Below are 13,082 nucleotides of genomic sequence, written 5' to 3' on the forward strand. Positions count from 1 at the left end.
CCGCCGGCCCGGATGTGCGCCGCGGCCGCCCGGGTCGCCTCCGCGCGGGCCAACAGCTCGCGGGCCGCGGGCAGGAACTGCCGGCCGGCCGGGGTCAGCACCAGGCGTCCGTCCCGCCGGGTGAACAGCTCCAGCCCCAGCTCCCGCTCCAGCTGCCGCAGCTGCCGCGACAGCGACGGCTGAGTGATGTGGGTCAGCTGGGTCGCGGCGCTGACCGACCCGGCGTCCGCCACCGCGACGAAGTAGCCGATCGTCCGAAGCTCCACCCAGCACCTCCGCGCGCTCGCTGTCCGTGAACCAACGAGAACCGTCCCCGACCGTTGAGAACCGTCCCCGACCGTTGAGAACCGTCCCCGACCGTCGGGGACGGTTCTCGGCGTCTCACTTTATGCCCACCCGGCATACCTTGGTTAGAAAACTAGTATTCGACAGCATGTTTCGACCCGGCGAGGATAGAGGCCGAAGGTCGAAACGAGGAGCCGTCATGTCCGTCGAGCAACGTCGCGCGCTGGTCACCGCCATACCGGGCCCGAAGTCGCTGGAGTTGGCCGCCCGCAAGGCCGCCAGCGTCGCCAACGGGGTGGGCACCACGATGCCCGCCTACATCGTCGAGGCCGGCGGCGGCATCCTGGTGGACGCCGACGGCAACCAGCTGATCGACTTCGGCTCGGGCATCGCCGTCACCACGGTCGGCAACGCCGCCCCCGCGGTGGTCCGGCGGGTCACCGAGGCGGTGCAGCGGCTCACCCACACCTGCTTCATGGTCAACCCCTACGAGGGCTACGTCGAGGTCGCCGAGCAGCTGGCCGAGCTCACCCCCGGCGACCATCCGAAGAAGTCGGCGCTGTTCAACTCGGGCGCCGAGGCGGTCGAGAACGCGATCAAGATCGCCCGGGTCGCCACCGGCCGCAGCGCGGTGGTCTGCTTCGACCACGCCTACCACGGACGCACCAACCTGACCATGGCGCTGACCGCGAAGGACATGCCCTACAAGCACGGCTTCGGACCGTTCGCGTCCGACATCTACCGGGTGCCGATGGCCTACCCGTACCGCTGGCCGGGCGACCCGGGCGCGGTCGCCGAGGAGGCCTTCGCCCAGTTCGAGTCGCTGGTGCACGTCCAGGTCGGCGAGGACCAGGTCGCCGCGGTGATCATCGAGCCGATCCAGGGCGAGGGCGGCTTCATCGTCCCGCCGGAGGGCTTCCTGCCCCGGCTGGCCCAGTGGTGCCGCGACCACGGCGCGGTGTTCATCGCCGACGAGATCCAGTCCGGACTCTGCCGCACCGGCGACTGGTTCGCCTGCGACCACGAGGGCGTCGTCCCCGACCTGATCACCACCGCCAAGGGCATCGCCGGCGGCCTGCCGCTGGCCGCCGTCACCGGCCGCGCCGAACTGATGGACGCCGTGCACACCGGCGGCCTGGGCGGCACCTACGGCGGCAATCCGGTCGCCTGCGCCGCCGCGCTGGGCGCCATCGAAGAGATGCGCAGCAACGACCTGAACGCCCGGGCCCGCGAGATCGAGACCATCTTCCGGACCCGTCTCGGCCAGCTCGCCGCGCGCTACCCGCAGATCGGCGACATCCGCGGACGCGGCGCGATGATGGCCGTCGAGCTGGTGATTCCGGGCGGCAAGCAGCCGGACGCCGCGCTGACCGGCGCCGTCGCCAAGGCCTGTCACGCCAAGGGCCTGGTGGTGCTCACCGCCGGATCGTTCGGCAACGTGTTCCGCTTCCTGCCCCCGCTGAGCATCTCCGACGAGCTGCTGCACGAGGGCCTCGACCTGATCGACACCGCATTCTCGGAGGTGCTGCATGACTGAGATCACGCCGTTCTGGCTGTCCGGGGTACCGACGTTCGGGGACGGTCACCTGGACGTCCACTCCCCCTACTCCGGCGAACTGGTCGGACGGGTGTCGCTGCCGACCGCGGCGCAGGTCGAGCAGGCGATCGCCGACCTGGACGCCGTCCAGGTCGAGTTGCTGGGCCTGCCGGCGCACGTCCGGGCGAAGGCGCTCGACCACATCTCGGCCCGGCTGGCCGAGCGTGCCGAGGAGTTCGCCGCGGTGATCACCGCCGAGAACGGCAAGCCGCTGATCTGGTCGAGGGCCGAGGTGAGCCGCGCGGTGTCGACCTTCCGCTGGGCGGCCGAGGAGGCCCGGCGCTGGTCGGGTCACACCCAACGGCTGGACACCGACCCGAACGCCTCCGGACGCCTCGGCATCGTCCGCCGCTTCCCGCGCGGACCGGTGCTCGGCATCGCGCCGTTCAACTTCCCGCTCAACCTGGTCGCGCACAAGGTGGCGCCGGCGATCGCGGTCGGCGCGCCGGTGCTGATCAAGCCGGCCTCCGCGACCCCGCTGACCGCGCTGCTGCTGGCCGGCATCATCGCCGAGACCGAGCTGCCCAAGGCGTCGGTGAGCGTGCTGCCGATCCGGGGCGGCCAGATGGACGCGGTGAACACCGATCCGCGACTGCCGGTGATCTCGCTGACCGGCAGCGACGAGGTCGGCGACCGGATCCGCCGGGCGGCGCCGCACAAGCACGTCACCCTGGAACTCGGCGGCGACGCCGCGGTGATGGTGGAGCCGGACTGGCCCGACCTGACGACCGCCGCCGAGCGGATCGCGCTGTTCGGCAACTACCAGGCCGGGCAGTCCTGCATCAGCGTGCAGCGGGTGCTGGTGCATGCCGACGTCTACGACGCCTTCGTGCCGCTGCTGACCCGGGCCGTCGAGCAGCTGCGCACCGGCGACCCGACCGATCCCGGCACCCAGGTGGGGCCGATGATCGACGAGAAGAACGCCGAACGGATCGCCGGCTGGATCACCGAGGCGACGGACGCCGGCGCCACCCTGCTCACCGGCGGTGAGCGGAACGGCACCCAGGTCGCGCCGACGCTGCTGGCGGACGTCCCGGCGTCCACCGCGCTGGGCTCGCAGGAGGCGTTCGCCCCGGTGCTCACCGTGGCCCGCTACCGCGATCTCGACGAAGGGTTCCGGCTGGTCAACCGCAGCAAGTACGGGCTGCAGGCCGGCATCTTCACCACCCGGGTGGACGTCGCCTTCCGGGCGCACCGCGAGCTCGTGGTCGGCGGCGTGATCGTCGGCGACGTGCCCAGCTTCCGCGCCGACCAGATGCCCTACGGCGGCTGGAAGGCGTCCGGGACGGGCCGCGAAGGGGTCGCCTCGGCGATGGTCGACCTGACCGACGAACGCATCCTGGTGCTCACCGGGCTGGCGCTGTAGCGGCTCCGCGCCGCCGGGCCGGCCCGGTTCGGATGGTCAGGAGCGCTGGTCGTTGCCCCACTGACCCGGCTGGCCGTACGGCGGATGACCGGACTGCCCCGGCTGGCCCGAGGGCTGCGACGGGTAACCCGGCTGCCCGGACGGGTAGCCCTGCTGCCCGGGCTGCTGCGGATAGCCGGGCTGCGGCTGACCCGGCGCGCCGAGTCCGCCGGGGTAACCCGAACCCATGCCTCCCCCGGCCGGATAGCCGTAGCCGCCCGGTGCGCCGGGCGTCGGCCCGTTGCCGCGGGCGGCCCGTCCGACACCGACGATCAGCAGCACCACCCCGACGGTGTGCACCACGAACATCACCGCGTTGACCGCCTGGAAGACACCCATCAGCGACCGCTCCGTCAGCAGATAGGTGGTGAACATGGGCGCCACCTGCGCGACGCAGAGCAGCGCGATGCCGGTCCACACCATGGTGCGGGCGTCGGCGTTGATCCGCGGCCCGACGATGGCGCCGGCGATGACCAGCGCGGCGATGAAGGGCACGGAGTAGAGCAGGCTGAGCCAGTTGAACATGGAACCTCTTCCTGAGACTCCCGGCAGGATAGGAGATGCGAGGTCCGGCCGACCCGGTGTCTCCCCTGGAGCCGCGACCGGCGGCGTCAGCCGACGGCGGTGACGCGCTTCGGCAGGCCCAGGCCGATCAGCTTCTTCTGCGGGGTGTGCCGGGCGTCCCAGGCGTCCCCGCCACGGGTGCGGCGCAAGCCGGTGATACCGCCGTCGGCGACCAGATGGTGCGGCGCGGCGTAGCTGATCTCGACGGTGCCGAGGTCGCCCGGACGCGGCCGCTCGGCGCCCTCGGGGACGGACACGTGCACCAGCCGGTTGTCCCGGGCCCGGCCCGAGATGCGCGCGGTGGCGGCGTCCTTGCGTCCCTCGCCGGCGGCGAACAGCACCTCGACCTGGGAGCCGACCAGTTTCTTGTTCTCCGCCCAGGCGACGTCGCCGACCAGGTCGATCAGCCGCTCGTAGCGTTCCTGGACGACCTGCTTGGGCACCTGGTCGGGCATGGTCGCGGCCGGCGTCCCGGGTCGGATCGAGTACTGGAAGGTGAACGCGGCGGCGAACCGGGACGCCTCCACCACCCGCAGCGTCTCGGCGAAGTCGTCCTCGGTCTCGCCGGGGAAGCCGACGATGACGTCGGTGGTGATCGCGGCGTGCGGCATGGCGGCCCGGACCCGCTCGATGATGCCCAGGTAGCGCTCCGACCGGTAGGACCGACGCATCGCGCGAAGCACCTTGTCAGATCCCGATTGCAGGGGCATGTGCAGGCTCGGCATGACGTTCGGCGTCTCGGCCATCGCGGCGATCACGTCGTCGGTGAACGCGGCCGGGTGCGGCGAGGTGAACCGGACCCGCTCCAGGCCGTCGATCGTGCCGCAGGCCCGCAGCAGCTTGCCGAAGGCCAGCCGGTCGCCGAACTCGACGCCGTAGGAGTTCACGTTCTGGCCGAGCAGGGTGATCTCCTGGACGCCCTCGTCGACCAGCGCGCGGATCTCGGCCAGGATGTCGCCGGGACGCCGGTCGGTCTCCTTGCCGCGCAGCTGCGGGACGATGCAGAAGGTGCAGGTGTTGTTGCAGCCGACACTGATCGACACCCACGCCGAGTAGGGCGATTCGCGCCGGGTCGGCAGCGTGGACGGGAACGCCTCCAGCGCCTCGACGATCTCGACCTGGGCCTCCTGCTCGACCCGGGCCCGCTCCAGCAGCACCGGCAGCTTGCCGACGTTGTGGGTGCCGAAGACGACGTCCACCCAGGGCGCCTTGGCGACGATGACGTCGCGATCCTTCTGCGCCATACAGCCGCCGACCGCGATCTGCATGCCCGGATGACCGGCCTTCACCGGCGCCAGGTGGCCCAGGTTGCCGTACAGCCGGTTGTCGGCGTTCTCGCGCACCGCGCAGGTGTTGAACACCACCACGTCGGCCTGCTCGCCCTCGGCGTGCGGGGTGTAGCCGGCGTCCTCCAGCAGTCCGGCGATCCGTTCGGAGTCGTGGACGTTCATCTGACACCCGTAGGTGACGACCTGGTAGGTGCGGGGCTGCGCGGTGGTTGTCATGACGGGGCGACAGCTTACCGGCTGAATACACCGATCACTGATCGGCCAGGTACCGCCCCGGCGTCAGTCCGGTGACGGTGCGGAAGTCGTGGGTGAAGTGGGCCTGGTCGACGTAGCCGAGGTCGGCGGCCACGTCGGCCAGCGACCGGTCCCCCGCCTTGAGCTGCGCCACCGCGTCGTGCAGCCGGCGCCGCTGGATCAGCCACTTCGGGGTCAGCCCGACCCGGTTCAGCGCCAGCCGCTGCAGCGCCCGCTCGCTGAGGCCGAAGGCGTCCGCCACCTCGGCGACCCGGGTCACCTCGGGGTGCGCGGCGAGCCAGTCGATGACGGCGTTGATCTGCCGGCCCTGGGCGTCGACCGGCAGCAGCGGCGCCAGCGCCTCCTCGTAGCCGGCGATCGCAGCCCGGTGACTGGCCGGATCGCTCGGGTCCTCGGACATCGCCGCCCGCACCCGCGTGGTCAGCGCCGCACCGTCCAGGCCGGGCAGCGCGTCCAGGTCCACGAAACCGTCCACCAGGGTGCTGACCGGGCGTTGCAGCAGCAGCCGGCCGGCCGCCGGGCGAAACAGCACACCGACCGCCCAGCCCTGCCCGTCCAAGGTGACCTCGGACGCACCGCGGGCCACCCCGTAGAACCGGGCGTAGCTGTTGCTGATCACGATCAGGCAGACCGGGAACTGCAGCGTGCTCTGGGTGGACGGCTGGTCCAACGACCAGACCGGGATCCAGTAGCGGGTGATCAGCTCGGTCATCCCGGGCGAGGCCGGGTAGCGGTGGATCGGCGGCGACGGCCGGGACGCCGAGGTCAGATGGGCTCGGTCCACCGGGTCGCCGGCGGGGTGGGCGGCGTCCGGACGGCTCCGTGCGGATTCGCTGCGCATACGTCGGATTATCACAAGATCGGCGTCCCGCAGGCTCGTAGCGTGGCCGTCATGAACGACACCATCATCATCTTCACCGATCGCGCCGAGCGGTTCAGCCACCTGCTCGCCCAAGTCGACGGGCGTTGGGACGCCCCGACACCCTGCACCGACTGGACCGTCCGGGACCTGGTCCGGCACGTCATCGACACCGAGCGCGGGTTCCTCGAACAGCACCAGCTGCCGGTCCCGGCGGCTGCTCCGGACGCCGACCCCGAGCAAGAATGGCGAGCCCACGCCGGGGCCGTCATCGACCTGATCAGCCGCGACGGCGTGGCCGAGCGGCACTTCGACGGCTATTTCGGCCCGACCACCATCGGCGACACCATGGCCAACTTCTACGGCTGGGACCTGGCGGCGCACTGCTGGGACCTGGCTCGTGCCATCGGCCAGGACGACCCGATCAGCGACGCCGAGGCACGGGAACTGTCCGCCGTCGCCGACGGCTGGGGCCCGGCGCTGTACAGCGCAGGCGTCTGCGCCCCGGCGCGTCCGATCGACGACGACGCCAGCGACGTGGACAAACTGCTCGCCAAGCTGGGCCGCGACCCGGAGTGGACGGCGGCCTGACCGCCGCGTCCGGCACGCGGATCGGACGCTCGGACGGCGGGCGGTAGCGTGCCGTCATGAACGACGGCGCGACTCCCGACGACTGGTTGCGGATCGGTGAGGTGGCGCGCCGCACCGGGCTGACCGTCCGGGCGCTGCATCACTACGACCGGCTCGGACTGGTCGTGCCGAGCGAACGCAGCTGGGGCGACCACCGGCTGTACAGCCCGTCCGATCTGCGCCGGCTGCTCGACGTCCAGCACCTGCGGGCGCTGGGGCTGAGCCTGGCCGAGGTGGCGGCGGCGCTGGACGATCCGGGGTTCGACCCGAACCGGGTGCTGGACGAGCACATCGACCAGTTACGGCAGCGGATCGCGCTACAACAGCAACTGCTGGAGCGGCTGAGCGTGCTGCGCGCCGGCAACGAGGCGGCCTGGCCCGACCTGCTGGACACCATCGCGCTGACCGCGCGGCTGCGGCACCCGGACGCCACCGTCCGAGTCCGTGCCGTGCTGGACGGCGAGGCGATCCCGCTGCTGGACCGGCTGCTGGCCGCGAACCCGCCGGCCGAGGCGTCCGCCCGCAGCCAGGCCGTCGAGGTGCTGGCGCAGATCGACAGCCCGGCCGCCCGGGAGGCGCTGCTGGCCCACGCGACCGATCCCGACCCGCAGGTCCGGCAGGCGGCCGTGTTCGCCCTGGCCGGCGTCCCCGGTGAGGCGGCGGACGCGGCACTCGCCGTCGCCGCCGCCGCCGAGGACCGTCAGCTGGTCGCCCTGGCCGAGCGGATCATGGCCGACCGGCGACGCTGAGCGCTTCGATGGGTCCCCTCTCGAGGCGCCGGAAGCCGGTCACCCGGATGCCGCGTCCATACAGCAGCCCGTCGATGGTGACGCCGGGGTCGGTGATGCTGACCTGCTCCAGCAGCACGTGCCGGGTGGCGTGATCGGCGGCGGCACCGGCGATCACGCGCTCGTCCAGCGTGCCGGGAAGGCCGTCGGCCCGCGCCCGGCTGAGGCTCGCAGCGCGCACCTCGTCCCACTCCTGCCGCGGTACGTCGGCCACCGCGACGTGCCGCGGGCGTCCGAGCGCCACCTGCAACGCCAGCCTGGCCAGGATCCGGTCGGTCTCCGGACCGGGCTCCCCGGTGTGACCGATCAGGACGCCGACGCGGGGCACGCCGTCGACGAGGTGCAGCTGATGACTCGAGGGGCCGTCCAGCCGTTCCACGGACGCGATCACCACCGCCTCACCGGAGGCGGCCGAAAGCTCGTCCAGCGCGGCGGCGACGCTGATGCCGTCCGGGAGTTCGGACGCCGCCAGCCCGGCGATGTCCAGCCCTGGGTGGCTCGCCGCCAGTTCGGCGATCCGGTCGCCGAGCGCGCGCAGGGCCCGGCTCTCGGCGAGCACGGCGCTCTCGCAGGCCAGGCCGACCAGGACGCCGGGAGCGGCGGCCACCAGAGCGTCGGCCAGCTCACGCCCTTCGGCCGGCACAGCCTCCCCCGGCGGCCCGGGGCGATGCCGGCGGACGAGGCGCGCAGCCAGCCGCTGCAGCCGGGGGTCCGTCGCGTCCAGCGCGGCCCGGACGGCCTCCCGGGCCCGCGGCGAATCGAGCTGGCCGAGCGCGTTCAGCGCGGCGAAGCCGACCATCGGATCGGGGTCGTCGAGCGCCTCCCGCAAGGTCAGCACGACCGGGTCGGCGTCCGGCGAACCGAGCAGCCCGAGCGTGTCGGCAGCGTGCTCGCGGATCGCCGCCGAGGCTCCCCGGCGAAGCCGCCGCGCGAGCGCGGGCACGCCCAGTCCGCCCAACGCCTCGAAGGCGATGGTGAGCGAGTTGCGCAGTTCGCTGTCACCGCGTCCCAGCTGGTCGGCCAGCGCCTCGACGACCAGCGGTGAGCCGGTCTGTCCCGCCGCCCACCAGGCCCGGGAGGCCACCGCGTCCACCGGGTCGGCGATCACCGGCAGCAGGACGGCGGCGTCGCCGGCGTCGCCGGCGTCGCCCAGCTTGCTGAGCACGTGGCAGGCCTGCATCCGGGTCAACCAGTTGGGGTCGCCGAGCGCGTCCAGCAACAGCGGACGGGCGTCGGCGACGCGCAGCAATGCCCAGGTCAGGGTCTCCCGGATGGCGTGACTCGGTTCGACGCCCAGCCGGGCGACCAGCGCGGGCGCCGCCTCCGCGGCCCGCCAGGTGCCCAGATCGACGGCGGCGCGGAGCCGCGACTCGGCATCGGCGTCGCCCAGCAGGACGGTCGCGGTGATCAGATCGGGTCGGTTGATCGTGTCGGTCATGCCGGGAACTCCACCACCTGACGCCGGGTCAGGTTCAACTCGCGCCAGGAGGACGAACCCCTCACCACCCTTCGTCCCCGTCATCCCGGGATCTCCCACTGCGACGAATCGCTATGGCCAGCCGGGAAACCGCTCGGGTCAGTGCGCGGTCTCGGTGGCCCGGGATTCGCGGACGACGGTGACCTTGATGCTGCCGGGATAGGTGAGCTCGGCCTCGACCTGCTTGGCGATCTCTTTGGCCATCACGTGAGTGGCGGCATCGTCGACGCAGTCGGGCTGCACCATCACCCGGATCTCCCGGCCGGCCTGCATCGCGAACACCTTGTCAACGCCCTTGTGGCCGCGGGCGATCTCCTCCAGCCGCTGCAGCCGCTTCACGTACACCTCGAGGCTTTCCCGGCGAGCGCCGGGACGTCCGCCGCTGATCGCGTCGGCGGCCTGGGTGAGCACCGCGATCACGGTCTTCGGCTCGACCTCGTTGTGGTGCGCCTCGATGGCGTTGACGATGTCGGGATGCTCGCCGAACCGGCGGGCCAGGTCGGCACCCACCTTGGCGTGCGACCCCTCCACCTCGTGGGTGAGCGCCTTGCCGATGTCGTGCAGAAAGGCGGCCCGCTTCGCCGGCGCCGGATCGAGCTGCAGTTCGGACGCCATCAGCCCGGCCAGGTGGGCGCACTCGACCAGGTGCTTGAGCACGTTCTGGCCGTAGGAGGTGCGGTACTGCAGGGCACCGATGGTCGGCAGCAGCCCGGGGTCGATGTCGGTCAGCCCCACCTCGGTGACGGCGTCCTCGGCGGCCCGCAGGCAGATCTCGTCGATCCGGCGCTTGCTGCGCTCGTAGACCTCCTCGATCCGGGCCGGGTGGATGCGGCCGTCGGCGACCAGCTCGGTGAGGGTCAGCCGGGCCACCTCCCGCCGCACCGGGTCGAACGACGACAGCAGCACGCTCTCGGGGGTGTCGTCGATCATCACGTTCACGCCGGTGGTCTGCTCGAAGGCGCGGATGTTGCGGCCCTCGCGGCCGATGATCCGGCCCTTCATCTCGTCGCCGGGCAGCGGGACGGTGGTGACCACCGACTCGGTGGTCTGCTCGGTGGCCAGCCGCTGGATCGCTCCGACGATGATCTGCCGGGCCCGTTGCTCGCCGTCGCGCCGGCCCTCGGCCTCGATCTCGCGGCTCAACTGCACTGCCTGCAGCCGGGCCTGATGCTCGACCTGGGCGAGCAATTCGGCGCGCGCCTCCTCGGAGGTCATCCCCGCGATCCGGGCGATCTCCTTGTGCTGCTGGGCCTCCGCCTCGTCCAGCGTGGCCCGCCGCAGATCCAGCTCGGCCAGGGTGAGTTCCAGGTCGCCCAGGCGCTCGTCGAGCTTGCGTTGCAGGCCGGCGTTCTGATCCTCCCGCTCACCGACCCGGCGCTCCCGACGCTCCACCTCCTGCAGCAGCTTCTCCACCCGGTCACGCTCCAGCCGGCTGGCCTTCTCGCTCTCGCCGCGAGCCCGCTCGGCTTCGGCCCGGACCCGCTCGGCCTCGGCGCGGGCTGCCGCGATGATCTCGTCGGCCTCGGCCTTGCGGGCCAGCGGGTCGACCTTGGCGACCAAGGCCTGCAGCCGGGTCCGTTCCTGCTTCTCCGCCTCGACCACCCGGCGCGCAGCCTGCTTCTGTGCCTGCTGCTGATTGCGCACCATCGAGACCACGACCAGGGTCAACCCGACCAGGACGATCGCCAGGACGACGGCGACGATCGCGAGCAACTGCATCGGATCCATTGGATACCTCCCGTCGTCTACAACACGGGGTACGTCCAACGGCCTGATCAAACATGTCAATCAGGCGATGCCGGACCGGTCGTCCGTCCACCGCCGTCCGCTCCGCCTCAGGGGGTGGACGGAACTCCAATCACAAGTCGGTTACTCAACCGTTGAAGAAGTCGATCGCATGGGTTGATGAGTCGTTGACACACCTGATGTGAGGTTAGGCGTACACAGCCCCTCGATCAAGCGGCACTCCTTGTCGCGATGCGATTAGCCGCCCTAAACAAGCTCATCGGGCAGCCCGGCCGAGCCGTCGCGGGGCAGCTCGCGCAGCACGGTGCCGATCACCCCGGGCGAGAAGCCCCGGCGAGCCAGTTGACCGGCCAGCCGCCGGTAGCGCACCTCGTGTGACAGCCGCTGCAGACTGGGCAGTCGTTTGGCCACCAGTGCCTGCGCCACCTCCAGATCGGTCTCGGCATCGACGGACTCGGACGCCTCCGCGATCACCTCCGGATCGACCCCCTTGGTGCGCAGTTCCTGGCGCAGGGCGCGGGTCGATCGGAGCCGGCGCTGCTGGCCGTCGAAGATCGCCTCGGCGAACCGCCGGTCGTCGATCAGGCCCACCTCGGTCAACCGATCGAGTACCTGGCGAGCCGCCTCGTCGGGGACCCGGCGCTTGGCCAGGGCCTGCTCGAGTTCCCGCCGGGTCCGGTCCCGGACGCCGAGCAGCCGCAGGGCGATCTCACGCGCCACCGCGACCGGATCGGCGTCCGGACCCTCAGGATGCTCGACCTGCTCGCTCAGAACGCCACCTCACCGGTCACCGGGTCGACGCCGGGCGGCACCTCGCCGGGCTGACCGATGCCCAGATGCTTCAGGATGCGGCTCTCCAGCTCGTCGGCAACCTCGGGGTTCTTCTTGAGGTACTTGCGCGCGTTCTCCTTGCCCTGGCCCAGCTGATCGGACTCGTAGGTGAACCAGGCGCCGGCCTTGCGCACCAGGCCGGTCTCGACACCCAGGTCGATCAGGCTGCCCTCGCGGCTGATGCCCTTGCCGTAGATGATGTCGAACTCGGCCTGCTTGAACGGCGGGGCCATCTTGTTCTTCACCACCTTGACCCGGGTGCGGTTGCCGACCATGTCGGAGCCGTCCTTCAAGGTCTCGATCCGCCGCACGTCGAGCCGCACCGAAGAGTAGAACTTCAGCGCCTTGCCGCCGGTGGTGGTCTCGGGCGAACCGAACATCACACCGATCTTCTCGCGCAGCTGGTTGATGAAGATCGCGGTGGTGCCGGCACCGGCCAGCGCACCCGTCATCTTGCGCAGCGCCTGGCTCATCAACCGGGCCTGCAGGCCCACGTGGCTGTCGCCCATCTCGCCCTCGATCTCGGCCCGCGGGGTGAGCGCGGCCACCGAGTCGATCACGATCAGCGCCAGCGCACCCGAGCGGACCAGCATGTCGGCGATCTCCAGCGCCTGCTCACCGTTGTCGGGCTGGCTGACCAGCAGCGCATCGGTGTCGACCCCGAGCTTCTCGGCATAGGCCGGGTCGAGCGCGTGCTCGGCGTCGATGAACGCGCAGATGCCGCCGGCGGCCTGGGCACTGGCGATGGCGTGCAGCGCCACCGTGGTCTTGCCGCTGGACTCGGGGCCGTAGATCTCGATCACCCGGCCGCGCGGCAGGCCGCCGATGCCGAGCGCCACGTCGAGCGCGATCGACCCGGTCGGGATCACCTCGATCGGCTGCCGGGTGTCCTCACCCAGCCGCATCACCGAACCCTTGCCGTGCTGCTTCTCGATCTGGGCGAGCGCCGCCTCGAGCGCCTTCTCGCGATCTGCAATCGCCATGTCGTGTCCTTCCTCGTCCGGCCGTCCGCCGTCTCACGCTGCTTCTGAAATCACCATACGAACGAGCACCGACAAAAACGTCAAACCTGCTCGGCCCTGTGGATAACCGCCCGGCATCCGGGTGTCGCCTGACCAGAACAGTACCGAACAGATGTTCGAAAGACGACCGACACGCCGTCAGAAGTCGGACGCCGGAAGCTCCAGGTTCCGCCACACCGCGCGCCAGATCTCCTTGCACGGCACTCCGGCGGCCAGCGCCTCACGCACCGTGCGGCTGCCGAGTTCGGAGATCACCTGGCTCTCCGCCCAGACCAGGGCGTGCACGCGTCCGAGATGCTGGGTGAGCCGCGCCCAGAGTTCTGCCTCACGCACC

At 71.3% G+C, this 13,082-nt stretch carries 13 protein-coding genes; 4 read left to right on the plus strand and 9 right to left on the minus strand.

Annotated elements, in window-relative coordinates; genetic code table 11:
• A partial coding sequence (locus QM582_RS17070) for a LysR family transcriptional regulator (RefSeq protein WP_415086409.1) occupies positions 1-266 on the minus strand: 266 nt, incomplete at its 3' end.
• Positions 267-484: 218 nt separating this feature from the next.
• Here QM582_RS17070 and gabT point away from each other — a divergent pair.
• Both gabT and QM582_RS17080 read left to right on the plus strand, forming a co-directional pair.
• Positions 485-1,822, plus strand: coding sequence for a 4-aminobutyrate--2-oxoglutarate transaminase (gene gabT, locus QM582_RS17075; RefSeq protein WP_415086411.1), 1,338 nt, complete (start codon positions 485-487; stop codon positions 1,820-1,822).
• Complete coding sequence (locus QM582_RS17080) at positions 1,815-3,248, plus strand: aldehyde dehydrogenase family protein (RefSeq protein WP_415086413.1); 1,434 nt, start codon at positions 1,815-1,817, stop codon at positions 3,246-3,248. The genes gabT and QM582_RS17080 overlap by 8 nt, the downstream gene beginning before the upstream one ends.
• A gap of 36 nt (positions 3,249-3,284) precedes the next feature.
• Here the strand turns inward: QM582_RS17080 and QM582_RS17085 are convergent, their stop codons facing one another.
• The 3 genes from QM582_RS17085 to QM582_RS17095 form a co-directional block, all read right to left on the minus strand.
• A complete protein-coding gene (locus QM582_RS17085) occupies positions 3,285-3,812 on the minus strand; it encodes a hypothetical protein (protein ID WP_415086415.1) in 528 nt (175 codons plus the stop codon).
• An 86-nt stretch (positions 3,813-3,898) separates the two neighbouring features.
• Entirely contained in the window at positions 3,899-5,356 is a 1,458-nt protein-coding gene (gene miaB / locus QM582_RS17090; protein WP_415086416.1) for a tRNA (N6-isopentenyl adenosine(37)-C2)-methylthiotransferase MiaB, read from the minus strand.
• 34 nt (positions 5,357-5,390) lie between these two features.
• Positions 5,391-6,236 (minus strand): helix-turn-helix domain-containing protein, encoded by an 846-nt coding sequence (locus tag QM582_RS17095; RefSeq protein WP_415086419.1) that lies wholly within the window; start codon positions 6,234-6,236, stop codon positions 5,391-5,393.
• A 51-nt stretch (positions 6,237-6,287) separates the two neighbouring features.
• Here QM582_RS17095 and QM582_RS17100 point away from each other — a divergent pair, with 51 nt between their 5' ends.
• Positions 6,288-6,845 (plus strand): TIGR03086 family metal-binding protein, encoded by a 558-nt coding sequence (locus QM582_RS17100; RefSeq protein ID WP_415086421.1) that lies wholly within the window; start codon positions 6,288-6,290, stop codon positions 6,843-6,845.
• Between the two features lie 56 nt (positions 6,846-6,901).
• Positions 6,902-7,633 (plus strand): MerR family transcriptional regulator, encoded by a 732-nt coding sequence (locus tag QM582_RS17105; RefSeq protein ID WP_415086423.1) that lies wholly within the window; start codon positions 6,902-6,904, stop codon positions 7,631-7,633.
• Here QM582_RS17105 and QM582_RS17110 read toward each other — a convergent pair.
• The 5 genes from QM582_RS17110 to QM582_RS17130 all read right to left on the minus strand — a co-directional run bounded on the left by QM582_RS17110 (position 7,611) and on the right by QM582_RS17130 (position 13,081).
• Positions 7,611-9,110 (minus strand): HEAT repeat domain-containing protein, encoded by a 1,500-nt coding sequence (locus QM582_RS17110; RefSeq protein WP_415086425.1) that lies wholly within the window; start codon positions 9,108-9,110, stop codon positions 7,611-7,613. The two genes, QM582_RS17105 and QM582_RS17110, sit on opposite strands and share 23 nt — an antisense overlap.
• Before the next feature lie 138 nt (positions 9,111-9,248).
• Positions 9,249-10,868, minus strand: coding sequence for a ribonuclease Y (gene rny, locus QM582_RS17115; protein WP_415086427.1), 1,620 nt, complete (start codon positions 10,866-10,868; stop codon positions 9,249-9,251).
• A 273-nt stretch (positions 10,869-11,141) separates the two neighbouring features.
• On the minus strand, positions 11,142-11,615 hold the full coding sequence (locus tag QM582_RS17120; protein ID WP_415086429.1) for a regulatory protein RecX: 474 nt from the start codon (positions 11,613-11,615) through the stop codon (positions 11,142-11,144).
• 47 nt (positions 11,616-11,662) lie between these two features.
• Positions 11,663-12,709 (minus strand): recombinase RecA, encoded by a 1,047-nt coding sequence (gene recA, locus QM582_RS17125; protein WP_415086431.1) that lies wholly within the window; start codon positions 12,707-12,709, stop codon positions 11,663-11,665.
• A 177-nt stretch (positions 12,710-12,886) separates the two neighbouring features.
• A complete protein-coding gene (locus QM582_RS17130; protein WP_415086433.1) occupies positions 12,887-13,081 on the minus strand; it encodes a DUF3046 domain-containing protein in 195 nt (64 codons plus the stop codon).
• Position 13,082: the final 1 nt, after the last annotated feature.

It is taken from the genome of Micropruina sp. (genome assembly GCF_047607385.1).
In the GTDB taxonomy this organism is placed as follows: Bacteria; Actinomycetota; Actinomycetes; order Propionibacteriales; family Propionibacteriaceae; genus Micropruina.